Here is a 15,823-nt window from a genome sequence, read left to right as displayed (position 1 = left end):
AGGTATCTATGAGCGCTCAATCTTCACATCAGTTGAAGCGGGGTCTCTCTACCCGGCATATTCGTTTCATGGCGTTAGGTTCTGCTATCGGTACCGGGCTGTTTTATGGCTCGGCATCGGCAATCAAATTGGCAGGGCCTTCAGTTCTGCTCGCCTATCTGATCGGTGGCGCAGCCATTTACATGATGATGCGCGCCCTTGGCGAAATGGCGGTTCATAACCCGGTGTCAGGTTCGTTCGGCCACTATGCCAGCCAATACCTGGGGCGCTACTTTGGCTTTCTGACCGGTTGGAGCTACGCGTTCTCGATGTTGGTGGTGTGCCTGGCAGACGTGACGGCCTTTGGCGTTTACATGGGGCTGTGGTTCCCTGAAACGCCCGCGTGGATCTGGGTGCTGGGGATAGTGTTCTTTATCGGGGCGCTGAACCTGTGCAGCGTGAAAGTGTTCGGGGAGATGGAGTTCTGGCTGTCGTTGCTGAAGGTGACCGCGATCGTTGCCATGATTGTGGCAGGCGCGGCAGTGCTGCTACTGGGTATCCAATTGAATGACGAGGCAGGCACGGTTGCCGGAATCTCGAACCTGTGGAGCCACGGCGGGTTCTTCCCTAATGGCGTCAGTGGAATGATCGCTTCTTTCACTGTCGTGATGTTCGCCTTTGGCGGGGTCGAAATGATCGGCATCACCGCAGGCGAGGCAAGGGACCCGAAGCGCGTGCTGCCGAAGGCTATCAACTCGGTGCCTCTGCGTATCCTGCTGTTCTACATTCTTACCCTGTTCGTACTCATGGCCATTTACCCTTGGACCAGCATTGGCAGCCACGGTAGCCCGTTCGTGCAGATCTTCAGTGGTCTTGGCATCAGTTCAGCGGCAACCGTGTTGAACATCGTGGTCATTTCAGCGGCTGTTTCGGCAATCAATAGCGATATCTTCAGCGCTGGGCGCATGATGTACGGCATGGCTCAGGACGGCCAGGCACCTGCCGGCTTCGCATCGTTGTCGCGTTTCGGTGTGCCGTGGATGACGGTTGCAGTGATGGGCGTTGCGCTGCTTCTGGGCGTGGTATTGAACTACCTGGTGCCAGAAGACTTGTTCCTGGTGCTCGCTGCGGTGGTCACGTTCTCCATTGTCTGGGTCTGGTTGATGATCCTGCTCTCCCAAGTGGCCATGCGGCGTGGCATGAGCAAGGAGGAGGCGGCTGCGCTGGATTATCGTGTGCCACTGTGGCCGGTAGGGCCAGCTTGCGCGATTGCTTTCATGGTATTCATTTTTGGCGTGCTCGGTTGGTTCCCGGCCAGCCGCACAGCCATGTATGTCGGGGTTGGCTGGTTGGTGCTGCTATCCCTGGGTTACTGGTTGTGGGGTGTGCGTGCGCCACGACAAGTGTCGGCCAACGCTTGAGGGATTGAACCGTCAGCGTCCGGCAAGGGAATGCCGCGACGCGTCTCCGATGCATGGCCAGGAGTATACCTTCAAACCACTTCGGGTCACGATCGAGTGGGGCGTTCAATTGCCCGTGCGGGGATCGGGGTAGACATCACGATGGACGTTCGCGTCTCTCCATAGATGTTGATCTTTTCGATCAGCCGCTCCAAATCGCTCATGCTGGCGGCGACCACACGGAAGATGTAGGAGTCTGCCCCTGTTATGTGATGGCACTCCAGCACTTCCGGTATCGACCCTAGCAGCTTGAGGAATTTTGCCTTGGCCGGTTGGGGTACTGTCATGGCCAATATGGCCCCGACCAGATAGCCCGCTTTTATCGGGTTGACCCGCGCCGCATAGCCCTCGATCACTCCCTCTTCCTCAAGGCGCTTGACTCGCTCGGTGACGGCTGGCACCGAGAGGTGGACGTGCCGGGCAAGCTCTGTATAGGTCATGCGACCGTTGCCCTGAAGGCGATCAAGGATTTTCCAGTCAATGTCATCCATGTGGCTTAATTCCTTAGGTAAAAGACGAATCTTCCTTAGAAAACCCATTCTGCCCCACCCAAGCCATGCCTACCATGCCTCCATGATCGACGCGTACCGTATGGAGGGGCTCATGTTGTTCATCAAGGCGCTTGTCATTGGCTTTTCAATCGCTGCCCCCGTCGGCCCGATTGGCCTGCTCTGCGTCCAGCGGAGCCTGAAGCGTGGCTTTCGTTCAGGACTTGCGACAGGGTTGGGGGCTGCAACCGCCGACGCTCTCTATGGGGTGCTCGGGGCAGTCGGCATTACCGGGGTGGCCCTGTCTGCTCCGTCGCTGGCAATGCTTCTGAAGGTGGTTGGTGGTGCGTTCCTGATGTGGCTGGCCTGGGGTATTGCCCGCGACGCGCTGAAACCCAAGCATGCAGCAGTGGTGGCAGCCTCTACGGCAGTCACTCGCGACTTCCTGACAGCGTTCGGGTTAACCCAGTCCAACCCCATGACAATATTGGCCTTCATTGCCATTTTTGCGGCACTCGACCCGCTGTCCGGCGAGCCGCAGGCGGGTGAAGCAATGTGGTTTGGCACCTGCTCAATGCTGGCTGGAGTCTTCTTGGGATCTGCTGCGTGGTGGCTGTGCCTGAGTGGGCTGACGGCGGCTTTGCGCAAGAAGATGTCCGTCTCGTTCATGCGGGTCATCTCTGCAATGTCTGCAGTCGCTATCGGCACCTTTGGCTTTGCCCAGGTGGTCATCGGGTTGCGCCTGGTCTTGTAGCAGATGTCGAACAAATGCCTGCAAGCCACTCAGCCCGTGTCATCTCCCATATTTCGACGCGCATCTGCCCGCAGACAAAATCACCGTCCCGCACGCCCACCATGCGCATGCCTTCATTCTCTGAGACCTTGCGGGACGCCTGGTTGGCAACCGCTTTGGGGACCTGCATGAGCGGACGCGACAATGTCTCGAACCAATACGCGTTGATGACCCGACATGCTTCACGCATATAGCCTTTTCCCCACCACTGGGGCGCAAGCCAGAAGCCTCTGTTGTTTCCAGGCTGTTCAAACAAACTGATGCTGCCAATGATGCACTCGGCGTCGTTGCGCAGGCGGATCATCCAGTGCCATTCACGACACGCTGCCATGGCCGGCAGGGCGACATCACGCACATAGACCAGCGCGCCATCCTCTGGATACGGCCATGGGACACGACGATCCAGATAGCGCACTACCTCCCATTGGGGGAACAACTCCTGGATGATGGGGGCATCCTGCAACTGGAGTGGCGTGAGAACAAGACGATCGGTGAACAGCGTCGGAAGGCGATCCATGGCATTCGTTCCTGGGCATCCGTTTGGCTTTTAATGGTCTGTGATGGATTCGTTGGTGTCGAGCGTTCACTGCCCTTTGGACTGCGCTGTCGCCTGGAGAACTGAATTCGCAAGCGGTCCGCGTACCTGTGGGACCAACTGTCTTGTGCAAGCTTTAAAGGCTTGCGCAGTTTTTGTGGGAGCGGGCGAGCCCGCGAACACCGGCGGAGCCGGTGCCATACACCGCGTTGGCTGTTTCGCGGGCACGCCCGCTCCCACAAGGGAAAGTGACACGCTCTCGAACATTGTTCCCTGTGCGACAGCGCAGCCCCAAGGGCTGGGCAATCTCCCACAGTGTCCCTGCCAATCCAATGAGTCATGTGCAGCGCCATGACAACTGGCTTGCCTGCAATCAGCAGGTGCGCCCGCCGTCGGCACTGGGTAGGGCGCAGGTGAATCAGCCGCGGCTGGCCTCCAGTGCCTGGGCCAGGTCGGCGATGATGTCGTCGCTGTGCTCGATGCCGATCGACAAACGCACCATGTCCCGTGGCACGCCGGCCTTTTCCAGTTCCTCGTCGTTGAGCTGGCGGTGGGTGGTGGAGGCGGGGTGGCAGGCCAGCGACTTGGCGTCGCCGATGTTCACCAGGCGCACCACCAGCTGCAGCGCATCGATGAAGCGCGCACCGGCCGCCTGGCCGCCCTTGATGCCGAACGACAGGATCGACGCCGGCTTGCCACCGGTGTAGCGCTGGGCCAGTTCATGCTCGGGGTGGTCGGGCAGCCCTGCGTACTTCACCCAGGCCACCTGCTCGTGGGCTTGCAGGTAGCGGGCAACCTTCAGCGCGTTCTCGGTGTGGCGCTCCATGCGCAAGGCTAACGTTTCCAGGCCTTGCAGGATCAGGAAGGCGTTGAACGGCGACAGTGCGGCGCCGGTGTTGCGCAACGGCACCACGCGGCAGCGGCCGATGAAGGCGGCGGGGCCGAAGGCTTCGGTGTAGGTGACGCCGTGGTAGGACGGGTCGGGAGTGTTGAGCAGGGCGAAGCGTTCCTTGTTGTCGGCCCAGGGGAATTTGCCGGAGTCGATGACGATGCCGCCGATGCTGGTCCCGTGGCCGCCGATGTACTTGGTCAGCGAGTGCACGACGATATCGGCGCCATGCTCGAACGGCCGGCACAGCACCGGGGTGGCTACGGTGTTGTCGACGATCAGCGGCACGCCGTGGCGGTGGGCGGCCTCGGCCAGCGCGGCGATATCGACGATATTGCCAGCAGGGTTGCCGATGGACTCGCAGAACACCGCCTTGGTGCGCGAATCGATCAGCGCTTCGAGGGCGGCGATGTCGTCATGGGCGGCGAAGCGGGTGTGGATGCCCATGCGCGGCAGGGTGTGGGCCAGCAGGTTGTAGGTGCCGCCGTACAGCTTGGCCACCGAGACAATGTTGTCGCCGGCCTCGGCGACGGTCTGGATGGCGTAGGTGATGGCCGCCATGCCCGAGGCCACCGCCAGCGCACCAACCCCGCCCTCCAGGGCGGCCATGCGCTGTTCGAGCACATCGTTGGTGGGGTTCATGATGCGCGAGTAGATGTTGCCGGCCACCTTCAGGTCGAACAGGTCGGCGCCGTGCTGGGTGTCGTCGAAGGCGAAGGAGGTGGTCTGGTAGATCGGTACGGCCACCGCGCGGGTGGTCGGGTCGGGGCTGAAGCCTGCGTGGATGGCGAGAGTTTCCAGCTTCATGCAATCGTTCCTTGAGCGTGGGGTGGAAGCGTTCGAGCATGCGGCGGTGGGAGGGCGTGGGTCAAGGAGGTCGTGGTGATGTGCCGTTGAGCGGCGTTGCAGAAAAGAAAGTGACGATTGGAAGGAGGGCGAAGGGCAGCTTTTGGCCTGATATGTGATCGGCTGGTTGAAACCGATTGGACATTCGAAATCACTGGCACAATCAGGAGATGAAAGGGTAAAAAGACCCAAATCAGGCAACCCCATCGGCATCACCTTTGAATGCCATTCGAGAAGACGGGACGGGTACTGCAGTTCATGGAAATCACTCAGCTACTCAAGACTATGCTGCACTACAGGGAAGCCCTCGAGGCCCATGGCATCCGAGATACTGGCGGTTACGCTGAATTACTAGCGGCAAAGGCGCTTTGTGCACACCGCAACAAAAGTGGTGTTGAGAAGGGTTTTGACATCCTGTGTCCGCAATTGGGTAGAATTGAAGTGAGATCCAGATGCTTGCCGCGGAGCGGTAGGCATGAGACTCGCATTGAGCTCTCTGACAAGAAGGAGGGTTGTTTCGACTACCTGCTGGGTATTCTATTTGACCCGGATATTGAGGTTGTTGGCGGCTTTTTGCTTCCTCACCATGCCGCCTTCAGTCTCTCTCGGCTGCAGCAATTCAAACGCATTCCATTTTCGACTGGGCTGGCTCATCCGCAGGCGATTGATATTACCGAAAAGCTCCGACTAGCGCAGAAACAGCTTTGAATTGCGCGTGCCTCGCTTCTGGCTCGCAATGGCTAGGGAATCGCGCTGTAAATATGGGCCATTTTCTGTTTTTGGACTTCCGTGATTGGGAAATAGGTATCGCAAATTGGATCAGTCAAGACCAATTCTCCCGTTGATGGCCTGACCATCATGTTGTCGAGTCTTACGTCAATAGCTGCTTCGTGTTGAGCAGCAAAACGCGCCGCCGTTTCCCAGGCCTCTAACACGCCTGAGTAATCATCATGGTGATCGGCAAGCTGTAAACAGCGCTCTCCAAACTCAACCAAAGCCTCTCCATACAGTTGGCTCTCTTCGTCTTCAACCAGTTGTGCCAGAATCAAGCTGATGTCTTCTGCGAGTTTGCTGCCAAAAGGGATAGGTTGCAGGACCTCAACCTCAGCCAGCCAGTAGAAGCTGTCGTCGTCCTCGTCCGATGGTGCGACTGGGCCGTAGTCATGCAGAATGTTCGTAACGTGTGGACTAAGTCTTGCTGATTGCTCTGCTATGAAGTTATGCCCGCATCCCTCTCGGGTCAAACGATACAGTTTGTTCTTAACTTGATAAAGCATAGTGTTGGATCCGTGCTTGAAGTAGCTGGCTGACTTCAACGGATCATTGGCCAGAACGTAGTCGAAGAACGGGCCTTTGAATAGATTGCTCATGAGTTTGGAACCTTGCTCTTGGTTGCGGCGTACGTTTCAGGTGGACTGCTTCGCTGCCGTGTCGATAACGTGGTCGCGAAACACTTCGCCAATGGGGCGGACCAACCCGACTCTAAATGAACTTGTCCCACTGGGCAGACTAGATGATCTTACCGGTGCAACTCCTGCTCACTGAGTCAGTATTTCGACATACTGACGGTAAAGCGCTTCTTTCTGCGCCGGCGAAAGGTTTTCCGCTGGTACGTACTCGCTGAATATGACCCCGGTATAGTCCGGGAAGCTGGCCTCTGTCAGGCGCTCCAGGGGCAAATTGAGCAGGGACTCGTCTACGGCCTCGATAAACGTCTCAAGGCTGACAGGCTCGCCTTCACTGCTCAGTTCTACCCACAAGGCGCCCTCTTCAAAGACGGTGCTATCCCACGCGCCCCTGAACAGGTACTGGGCCAGCAGTTGTAGTGCGTGGTCATTCCACAGGCGGTAGGTTTTGTAGTTTTCCTCATACTCATCACACACACGACCGACGATGTCCTGGAATGTCAGCCCCAGCTTGCCGGTGTCGCATCGCAGGCGGAAGCCATCCTCTTCTTGCGCAAACCCGACTTCGTTCTTCACGGGGTAAGAGGTGCACAGCTTGAGCGCCACTGCATAGGAACTACCGACCAGACGATCATCATTTCGCCCCATGGCGGCAACGTTTCGCACGATGAGCTTGGCGAGGTAGTCGAGCAGTTCCTTGAAGACATAGTCCCGCTTTTTCCTGGCCCAGGCCTCATCGTAAACAGGCTGGCGACCGTCATACACCACGTTGCCTGGAATGCCAGGCTCAAGCAACCGCTCGAAGCGAACCAGCGGCAAGTCAAGGCCGTAGGCGTCCTCGAAATTGCGCAGCCCTTGTTTGATGCTCTCGATCAGTTGGTCGCGTTCGGCGATCTGATACTCGTCCAGGCCATGATCGGCGCCATGTTTCATTCCATTGCCTCGGTTGTCGAAGGGGCCAGAATTGGTCGTGCGGCAAAATACTATCACCGAGCCGACCGCGGCAGGATAGCCCTTCAGCGTTGGCAATGCTGCTATCGCAGCCCATACGTACGCTTGCCGAGGCCGGTATAAATTGGCAATCTGCGCCGCAATATCAAAAAGACATCATGCAGTGCTCCAGGCCCTGTGCATGGACGCTTCGATAAAAGGGATTTCCCATGCCGCACGCTGTAAAAACGATCACCCAGGCGCTGGACGAAGCACGCGCCTTGATGGCCGATTGGGTCGTACCAGAAGGGGCCAGTGACGCTGATACATTGGGTGAGCTCGTCGGGGTGCTGGATAACCGTACCCTGAACAATGCAATGCGCACGCTGTCCGCGCCGTTCCACCAGGGCATCAACCGCAGGCTTCTGGCCCCGCGCTATAAAGTCGCCTTCGACCTGCTGCACAAATACGGGGTGATGGTTGACCCAAGCTCGCTCAGCGATGAAGTCATCGAGCGCCTCTATCCGCGGGTCAACTACCCGCGCTTCAGCTACGGGCAGACCTTGCGTGAATGGAGCGACGCGGTGCTGGGGGAGGGCGAGCAGGTGCAGTTCTTCCTGCCGCAGGCTCCGCGGCGCAATACGCACCTGGCTACCGTGCAGTTCCTCAGTGATGACATTCGCGAGCTGACCGATGCGTTGGTCAAAGCCGCCTGCCCGGCTGATGAGGCAGAGGTGGAAGCCGTTGTCGAAGACAGTGCCTATGAGCCGGAAGTGCGAACGGCAACACCTTCGGATTTCGCCGCCGAGGCACAGGACATTACATCGGGTGCGCGGCGTGGCATCAACACCCTTATTGCTTTGGCTGAGGAAGCCGAGGAACGCTGGTCGCCCGCCATGCGTGAATGCATTGCTGCAGTCAGGAGGGATCACGAGCGGGATGATGAGGCCGACACGCTGGAGGTGATGGTCGAGTTGGTCGACCGCCTCGACAGGCTGGCACGCGAAGCCCGCAGGCTTTTGCAGGAGCGCGGCACAGCCGCAGGGTGATAGCTCATCGTCGTGGAATGTCGTAACGGTGAGCCCGGCAAACCGTTAAATATTTGCACAGTGATACCGACAGCTTGGTTGAACAGATTTAGAGGAATGTTTGATGGAAAGCGAGATTGACATCAACGGGGACACCGAGCTTTTGCAGTTGCTCAGTGACGCCGATCCCGCCGATGTGTCCGTTCTGGTCGACTTCTTGACCGACTCCGGCAAGGGGCGGTTGTCGATGGCAAGTGAAGTCCGAGCAGCACTTGAGTCGGCGAAAAGAAAGAGCAAGTTTTCCCGAGGCGTGCTGTTGCTACTGATTCGTGAGCTTCAGCACTATGGCGGGAACAGCATCGTCAACCTGTTTCGCCGCAATGGGGTTCCTTATGCCGAGATCGTTGCCGATGTGCTTAGCCATGTGGGCGGAACGAGCAGCAAGGACGAGCCGGCGGCGAGCCTGGAACTCAAGGTGCTGGAGAAATTGCTCTCTCAGGCCTGGGAGAAGATGTCGCCGCAAGAACAGGCCGATTTCTCCAAGGGCTTCCAGAACGACACAGGTGTGCTGGGCATATCGTACGCCGCGATTCAGGCAGCCATACGGCGCGGCGGGCCTGCCGCCGTACAGGCCGCGCTTCTGGCAAACAATGCGTTCGCCCGGTTGGCAATGGGCGGGGCTTTGGCCGCTGGTGCCAACATCATCGCGGGGCGTGCAGCCGGGTTGGCATTTGGCCCTGTGGGGGTGGCGCTGACGGGTATTGCAGGGGCTCACACACTGGCGAGCCAGGCCTACCGGGTAACGGTGCCGTGCGTGGTGCAGATTGCCTACATTCGGCAGAAGAATGCACAGGTCACTTGCCCCGCTTGCCATGCGGGTAGTGTCCGGGGCACTAAATTCTGCAGCGAATGCGGCACAGCCTTGGTGCAATGACCGATCCAAACTGAACTGGAGCCCGTGATGGAAAACAACCTCCCAATGCAAAGCGCTCCCACTAGCGAGCCAGCGACCTGGTTGATAGGGCGATCTGCCGAGCAGCCCCTGATGAGTGTCAATCTTGTCACGGAACAACTTGTTCCCGCCGGCGCCGAAAAGGTGGATGCCAGCAAGTTGGGCATCGACCGATTGGCTCCATTGCTGCAAACACTGCCCAATCTGGTCGTCGCTCAGGACGTTGCCCAGTCTCGTTACATGCAAGTGGTCATCGATGGCCCGCTCGCCGCCGCAGCGAATGGGGAGGGCTTCCGGGCCTTCTCGATTCAGGGTGGAAGGATTCGTGAGCATGCGACTTTGTTCGAGCCTGAACGGCTCCAGCAATTGGTCAGCTCTGCTGCGATGTTCCAGATCGCCTCTGCAGTCGTTGCACAAAAGCATCTGGCAGATATCAGTGCCAAGCTCAGCGAGATACAGGCAGGGGTGGAAGGCATTGCCACGTTCCTGGTCGAGGAGCGCAAATCCAAGGTTAAAGGGGCCCTAAAGTACCTTCGACAAGTCACCCCTCTGGTCCTGGCAGGTGAATTGAACCCTGCAATCAGGCAGAAGCTGGAGGACATCGAACTGGATTTGGAGGTGATTAATGACCACGTGGAGGATGAGCTGACCAAGTTGGCCCAGAAGGCCGTGGAACATAAGGCACCAGGCCTGTTCGAGACGACGGCTGGATTGACGGCTGCCTTGAAAAAGATGCAGAGCGAATCCGATGCGCGAGCAGAGGAATGGAAGCTGTGTATGGGAACTCGTCTCGTTGCCTGCCGGCTGTTGAGTTCATTCCCTGGCGAAGCTGCTGTGGTCAAGCACCGTCAGGCGACGCTGGAAAAGGTTGCGGCTGACTTCCTGGGGGAGCGTGGGCAATTGTCCAATTTCAAGCGTGCTGTCCAGGCTCGGGTCAAAGGCCTTACCTCCTACCTGGACTCCCAATCCACAATCCAGGCAAACCGCTTGTCGTTGAGAGAGTGGGAGGAGGATGCGCTGCCATTGTTCATGGCAAGTACGAAAAGCGATATCGGGCAGATGCAGCAATTGCTGGTTGAGCAGCAGTCGCCCGTCGTATTGACGATCGAGATGCGGGGTAATGACGTGGTTGGGGCCTATCAGTCCCCGGCCGCATAAGCCACAACAGTGCGTTCGAAGTTATCGAACGAAAGCCTTGCTGAAGATTGAAAAGGGTGGTGGCAAATGGCTATTTATCATAGTAATCTCGCCATCACTTTGACGTCAAAACGCCATGGGTTTCAAGGATGATCAAGCATTGGATGCGCCAGCGAGGCACTTTGGTAAGCGTGGCTGCGAACACCGCAAGGTCCAGCTTCAAGCACGCCACCTCAGCCATGCGTGCCTGCGACGTCGCCCGCAGTTTGCTCTCGGGCACCTTTCACGTTTCGTTCCCCATCGCATTTTCATCTGAGCACGGCTCCAGTCGGTAAAACGGTCTTCCCCCGCGCTCCATGTCTCTCAGGCTAAATCCATGCACGATAACGCCCCCGGCCAGATTCCGGTGCCACCACGCGCGGCCGATCCATCTTGCAACGCCCCTGCTTTCACCCTGAGGCCCACACGTTTCAGCTTGAAAGATGACCTGGTGCTGCCGGCCAAGACACGGCTACAGCTGGACGAATGTCTGGCGCGCCTGCGCTTTCATCGCACCATCTACCAGGATTGGGGCTTCGCCGCAGTCGACCCGATGGGCATGACTGCCATCCTCAACTTCTATGGCCCACCGGGTACAGGAAAAACCCTGTGCGCTGAAGCGTTGGCGGGTCAGCTTGGGTTACCGTTCATGGCGCTGGGCATTGCCGAACTGGAAAGCAAGTTCATGGGCGATACCGCACGCAATATCCAGGCTGCGTTCGCCCAGGCGACCGAGACCGGCGCCCTGTTGTTTTTCGATGAAGCCGATACCTTGCTCGGCAAGCGTTTGTCTTCGGTTACCCAGGGTGTCGATAACGAGGTCAATGCGATGCGCTCGACGCTGTTGATCGAGCTTGAGCGCTATGAAGGGATTGTTGTTTTCGCCACCAACTTTCCTGGCAATTACGATGAGGCATTTCGCAGCCGAATCGGCTATCACATCGAATTCAACCTTCCAGACCTGGCCGCCCGCGAGCAGTTGTGGTCGCGCTTTCTGGTCGAGCAGATCCCCTTGGGTTCACCCCGCGATTTGCTGTTGAGCGAAGCGGCCATGCAATCCGAGGGGCTGTCCGGACGAGAGATCCGCACCTGCATGCGCCTGGCGTTACCCAAGGTCCTGCTGGCTGCTGAGCAGGAAGGCGGTCCGGCGCAATTGCAGATGGCCCATATTCAGCAGGCCATCGACGAAGTGCAGACCGCCCAACGGCAGGTCGCCATCCCGAATACCCACGCTACCAAGGATGCCAAGCGGGCCAAGGCCCTGCTGGGTATCGACTGACGACATCACGAGGATTGAACAATGGGCTTTTTTTCGGATTGCTGGAGCGCCATCAAGAGCGTTGGTTCAGCGGCGGTAGAGGTGGTGCGCACAACGTTCGACAACGTTCGTGAAAAGGCCAGGGACGCCCTGGACTGGATGGCAACCAAGGCAGAGTCCTTTGTTGGCAAGGTCAAGGAGGTATGGAGCAAGGTCAAGCCCTTCATCGCTAATGTGGTCAGGCCAGCGCTGAAAATTGCTGCCGAATGGGCGACCGTTGCACTGCCGACCTTCCCTTGGGTGGCGACTGCCATACGGGCCTTCGACAAGGCCCTTGAAGCGTTGCTGAACTGGGAAAAGAGCGCGCTGGCCAAGCAGGTAAAAGCTGCTGTCGAGTGGGCCATTGCCAAAGCGAAAATGCTGCGCGATATCTTCTTGAACGACAAGGAAATGGAGCAGGCTGCGGCTCACGAGGAAGTGTTGCGCGAAGCCCGTGAGGACGTGCGCGGCGAAGCTGGCCGTGCCCTCGACCTGGCAACCCTGATTACCCAGTATGCCCAGTTGAGCACGCGTATCCAGCAAGTGCTGGAAAACAACAACATCAGCGATTTCGACCATTACCTGCGCCTGCGCGCTTCGCAAAAGTTGCTCAAGGATACCGAGCAGCGCCTGATTCATGCGCAGGACCTGGAGGCGATCAACCGTGACGATCTGTTCCTGGTAGAGATTGGCGCAGAGTTGCTCAAGGCCAACCCCCTGGTCAGCGATGACCAGGCGGTGCGCCTTGATGAAGTGATCCATGCACGTTTCGGCAAAAAGCTGATTCCGTTCGTCTTCGAAGAGCTGATCATGGCTTGGGGTTGCAACCTCGAACAGCAGGAGAAGGACTGGAAAACGCTCAGTGAGTCGGTGGCCAGGCTCCAGGTTCAAGAGCGCCAGTTGAAGATCAGCCAGAACCTCGGTGAACCCTCTGCCGAAGACAAGGCGACCTTGGCAGAAATTCAAGCTCGCCTGCCTGCCCTCAAGGCACAGATGGATCAGCTGCGCAAGCGCAACCAGGAAATGCGCAACTACGTCTATGCCGCCGAGGGCTTCCTGCAGGTGCTGGAAAAGCAGCCTGAAGACTTTGCCGATGACGCTTACCTGCTCAGTGACAGCCAGGAGGTCGGCATGATCATCATCGACTGCGCTCAACATGGCAAACGCTGGGAAGAACTGACCGAAGATGAGCAGAGCCTGATCATCGACTTCGCCAACATCTTCGAAGAAGCCAGCCGTGAGCGTGCTGGCCGCCTGGTCGAGGTGGCAGCGTGAGTTTTCAGGAGATCCTTACTTTCCTGCTGCCTTCGACGGACCCGCTACAGCTGTTGTTCGCCGGGCTGATCGGCGTACTTTCGCTGGTGACAGTGGTCGCCTTGCAGCTTGGCGCACGGGAGCGGACCTGGGAGCGCAAGTGGAATGGCGGCGGCCAGAATGACCTGGACGTCGAGCACGGCTCGCTGAATGAAATCAGTGCTGCTGTGGCCAGCCCTGGTGAAAAAATGGCCGAGTTCATGCCCGGGATCTTGTTGATCCTGGGGTTGCTGGGTACCTTCCTGGGCCTGGGTATCGCTTTGAACAAGGCGTCGACGATTCTGGTCGAAGCCAACGCCGGGGGTGGCATGGATAACGCCATGGCCAACCTCATGGGCATGATGGAGGGCCTTGGCACCAAATTCAAAACGTCCACCTGGGGCATTCTCGCCTTCTTGCTACTCAAAGCCTATGCGGCCAGCAACGGCTATGAAGAGCGGCGTCTTCGCTGGTGTGTCGGGCAGATGAAGCGTGCCTTCGACAGCAGCCGTCTGCAACGTCAGGAAGAGCGCCAACATGTACAGACGAGGCTGTTTGAGACATTGACTCGTTTTGATGTCAATCTTGCCAGCCAGAACGAGAGCCAGCGGCAGTTGCTGGAGTTGCAGGTACGTCTGCTCAAACTGCATGCCGCAACGACCCAGCAGGCGCTTACGGACAATCGTGCCAGCATCGATGCCTTGCTTGTGCCACTGCAAGCGTCGCTGCACGAACAGCAAACCGGTAACAAGACCCTGCAAGGGCTGTTACAAGAGCAGCAGGCAGCCAACCACAACGTGCTGAAACTGCAAGAGGATCAGTTGTCTGGACACCAGGTTCTGCAGACCCTGGTACAGGAAACCCAGGCAGGTAACCAGATCCGGGATGATGTCCTGCAGGCGCAGCAAGCTGGCAATCAAACACTGCAGGGGCTACTCCAGGAGCAACAGGCAGCCAACCACAATCTGCAGAAGCTGCAAAAGGACCAGTTGGCAGGCAACGAGGTTCTGCAAAACACCGTGCAGGTACAGCAAGTAAACAGCGACTTGCTGAAAACTGCCCTCCCTGTGTTGAGTACCTTGAACAGCACCAGCGAACTGGCGCTGACTACGTTGAGCGGCATCGATACCCGATTGCAACAGCATGGTGAGCAGAATCAGCAGCAGCTTGAAGACGGTCGGGCCACCCGCCAGGCGATGGAACACTTGATTGACAGCAACAGCCGCAACCTCGCTGCGATTTCTGGTGCAGCTGAACAGATGGCCAGTGCCGCCAGCATCATCGGTGCTTCGGCAGGTGACCTGCAGCAAGCCATTGGTGATTTCAAGGAGGGTGTGGCTGGCGTGCTTGGTCACCTCAAGCAAGACCTCGGCGAGACCATTGGCCTGATGGGTAGCAGCTTCACCAACAACATGACACAGATGTCTGCCAGCCTGTCCGAAGCCACACTGGGAATCTCCGCCGCGGTCAACAGCCTGTCGAACAACGTAGGCCAGACCATGGAGGGCATGAAGAAGTCTAACGAGGAGTCGCTGAACCTGCAGCGTAATGCTCATGCCAGCTTCCAGGGCTCCAGTGAAACCTTGCAAGTCAATGTGGAGGGCATGACTCACCTGGTGGGCGACCTGCGTGAGAAAATCCTCTCTGGCCTCAAGGCTGTTTCCGATAGCGGCCGACGAATGGTGGCCCTTGACAGTCGTTACGAATCGATCACGCAGCAGGCCGAATTCGCCGCCAGCGAAATCAAGGAGTTGGTCGCGCAGCTCATGACGATGCAGCACAGCAGTCCGTTGCAACCGGCCATGGATGCATTGACTGCGCGTGTCGACATGATCGGCCGCAATCTGCAAGCGATCGATCAGCGTCTGGATGAGCTGAGTAGTCTGGCCCAACACAGTCAGCAGCGCAGCACCGGCAGTGAAATTACCCAGTCGCTCAGGAAGATCATTGACCAGCTTCATGCCCTCGACCGCCCGCAACCCGTTGCGGCACTGAACGAGGTGGTCGAGTGAAGGTAACCGGCGATGAAAGATAAACCGAATGAATGGGTTTCCATTGCCGACCTGATGGCTGGGGTCATGGCCGTGGTCATGTTGTTGCTGGTGATGGCGGTGTTGCAGAAGAGCTATTCGGACCTCAAGTATCAACAGGAACAGGCTCAGAGCAGTGCCAGCCAGCGGCAGAAAGTCGAGCAGTTGCTCGGCGCGCTGCAGGACTCGCTCAATAGTACTGCCGGTGCCAGCCTGGTGGCCCTTGACCTGGGCGCACAGAAACTGACACTGCGTGACGGGGTGTTCGGTCGCGGCAGTGCATGCATCACCGAGCAGTCCCGCGAAGCCTTCCAGAGCATCGAGGCGGCGGTAACGCAGTTTCTGGCACAGTTTCGGGGTGCGCAGGTGTACATTGAAGGCCACACCGACAACTTGCCAGTGCTGCGACCGGTGACAAACTTCGAAGCCAATTGCACGGTCTACGACGACAATTTCACGCTTTCTGCTGCCCGTGCTCGTGAAGCGCGCAAACTAATCGTCGGTAATCTTGATCCTGTTACTGCAAGACGTGTGGTAGTGGCAGGTTATGGCGACTCACAGCCCATCCCGGGCATAGCGCCGGAGGATGCACAGCAGCGCCGTATCGAAGTCCGCTGGATTACCCCGGAAGAGCCAAAGCCCGGGCCCAATCTGGCGAAATGAAGAAAGCCGGGGTGGCGATGCGAATCGCCAGCCCAGAGCCCTAATGCCAGCCAGCTGA

Annotated in this window: 15 protein-coding genes; 10 read left to right on the top strand and 5 right to left on the bottom strand. The window is 58.2% G+C overall.

All coding sequences use genetic code 11. The annotated features are described in order from the left end of the window. Window positions 1-8: 8 nt before the first annotated feature. Window positions 9-1,400, top strand: a complete 1,392-nt coding sequence (locus MKK04_RS16190) for an amino acid permease (RefSeq protein ID WP_233693565.1) — start codon at window positions 9-11, stop codon at window positions 1,398-1,400. A gap of 86 nt (window positions 1,401-1,486) precedes the next feature. Here the strand turns inward: MKK04_RS16190 and MKK04_RS16185 are convergent, their stop codons facing one another. Next, window positions 1,487-1,930 carry an Lrp/AsnC family transcriptional regulator gene (locus MKK04_RS16185; RefSeq protein WP_207836819.1) on the bottom strand — a complete coding sequence of 148 codons (444 nt, stop codon included), beginning with the start codon at window positions 1,928-1,930 and terminating at the stop codon, window positions 1,487-1,489. A 112-nt stretch (window positions 1,931-2,042) separates the two neighbouring features. Here MKK04_RS16185 and MKK04_RS16180 point away from each other — a divergent pair, with 112 nt between their 5' ends. Beyond that, window positions 2,043-2,681, top strand: coding sequence for a LysE family translocator (locus MKK04_RS16180; protein WP_241105676.1), 639 nt, complete (start codon window positions 2,043-2,045; stop codon window positions 2,679-2,681). Here MKK04_RS16180 and MKK04_RS16175 read toward each other — a convergent pair. Then, window positions 2,656-3,237, bottom strand: a complete 582-nt coding sequence (locus MKK04_RS16175) for a GNAT family N-acetyltransferase (RefSeq protein WP_241105675.1) — start codon at window positions 3,235-3,237, stop codon at window positions 2,656-2,658. The genes MKK04_RS16180 and MKK04_RS16175 overlap by 26 nt on opposite strands. A 436-nt stretch (window positions 3,238-3,673) precedes the next feature. Beyond that, window positions 3,674-4,951 carry a bifunctional O-acetylhomoserine aminocarboxypropyltransferase/cysteine synthase gene (locus tag MKK04_RS16170; RefSeq protein WP_013972022.1) on the bottom strand — a complete coding sequence of 426 codons (1,278 nt, stop codon included), beginning with the start codon at window positions 4,949-4,951 and terminating at the stop codon, window positions 3,674-3,676. Between the two features lie 297 nt (window positions 4,952-5,248). Between MKK04_RS16170 and MKK04_RS16165 the strand changes: the two genes are divergently transcribed. Further along, window positions 5,249-5,698, top strand: a complete 450-nt coding sequence (locus MKK04_RS16165; protein ID WP_233686836.1) for a hypothetical protein — start codon at window positions 5,249-5,251, stop codon at window positions 5,696-5,698. A 32-nt stretch (window positions 5,699-5,730) separates the two neighbouring features. Here the strand turns inward: MKK04_RS16165 and MKK04_RS16160 are convergent, their stop codons facing one another. Both MKK04_RS16160 and MKK04_RS16155 read right to left on the bottom strand, forming a co-directional pair. Continuing rightward, window positions 5,731-6,360, bottom strand: coding sequence for a hypothetical protein (locus MKK04_RS16160; protein ID WP_233686835.1), 630 nt, complete (start codon window positions 6,358-6,360; stop codon window positions 5,731-5,733). A 168-nt stretch (window positions 6,361-6,528) separates the two neighbouring features. Further along, window positions 6,529-7,329, bottom strand: a complete 801-nt coding sequence (locus MKK04_RS16155) for a hypothetical protein (protein ID WP_241105674.1) — start codon at window positions 7,327-7,329, stop codon at window positions 6,529-6,531. A 227-nt stretch (window positions 7,330-7,556) separates the two neighbouring features. On the opposite strand from MKK04_RS16155, the gene MKK04_RS16150 reads away from it, so the two are divergent. From MKK04_RS16150 to MKK04_RS16120, 7 genes are all read left to right on the top strand, one after another. Next, entirely contained in the window at window positions 7,557-8,375 is an 819-nt protein-coding gene (locus MKK04_RS16150; RefSeq protein WP_233686833.1) for a hypothetical protein, read from the top strand. Between the two features lie 103 nt (window positions 8,376-8,478). Next, on the top strand, window positions 8,479-9,288 hold the full coding sequence (locus MKK04_RS16145) for a ubiquinol-cytochrome C chaperone family protein (protein ID WP_207836791.1): 810 nt from the start codon (window positions 8,479-8,481) through the stop codon (window positions 9,286-9,288). A 111-nt stretch (window positions 9,289-9,399) separates the two neighbouring features. Beyond that, a complete protein-coding gene (locus tag MKK04_RS16140; RefSeq protein ID WP_233686832.1) occupies window positions 9,400-10,464 on the top strand; it encodes a hypothetical protein in 1,065 nt (354 codons plus the stop codon). A gap of 454 nt (window positions 10,465-10,918) precedes the next feature. Next, window positions 10,919-11,761, top strand: coding sequence for an ATP-binding protein (locus MKK04_RS16135; protein ID WP_241105673.1), 843 nt, complete (start codon window positions 10,919-10,921; stop codon window positions 11,759-11,761). A gap of 21 nt (window positions 11,762-11,782) precedes the next feature. Continuing rightward, window positions 11,783-13,054, top strand: a complete 1,272-nt coding sequence (locus MKK04_RS16130) for a hypothetical protein (RefSeq protein WP_207836778.1) — start codon at window positions 11,783-11,785, stop codon at window positions 13,052-13,054. Then, entirely contained in the window at window positions 13,051-15,084 is a 2,034-nt protein-coding gene (locus MKK04_RS16125; RefSeq protein ID WP_207836776.1) for a hypothetical protein, read from the top strand. The genes MKK04_RS16130 and MKK04_RS16125 overlap by 4 nt, the downstream gene beginning before the upstream one ends. A gap of 12 nt (window positions 15,085-15,096) precedes the next feature. Continuing rightward, on the top strand, window positions 15,097-15,765 hold the full coding sequence (locus MKK04_RS16120; protein ID WP_207836773.1) for an OmpA/MotB family protein: 669 nt from the start codon (window positions 15,097-15,099) through the stop codon (window positions 15,763-15,765). Window positions 15,766-15,823 lie beyond the last annotated feature (58 nt).

Source organism: Pseudomonas sp. LS.1a, from assembly GCF_022533585.1.
Lineage (GTDB): Bacteria > Pseudomonadota > Gammaproteobacteria > Pseudomonadales > Pseudomonadaceae > Aquipseudomonas.
This window is presented reverse-complemented; position numbering and strand designations above follow the sequence as displayed.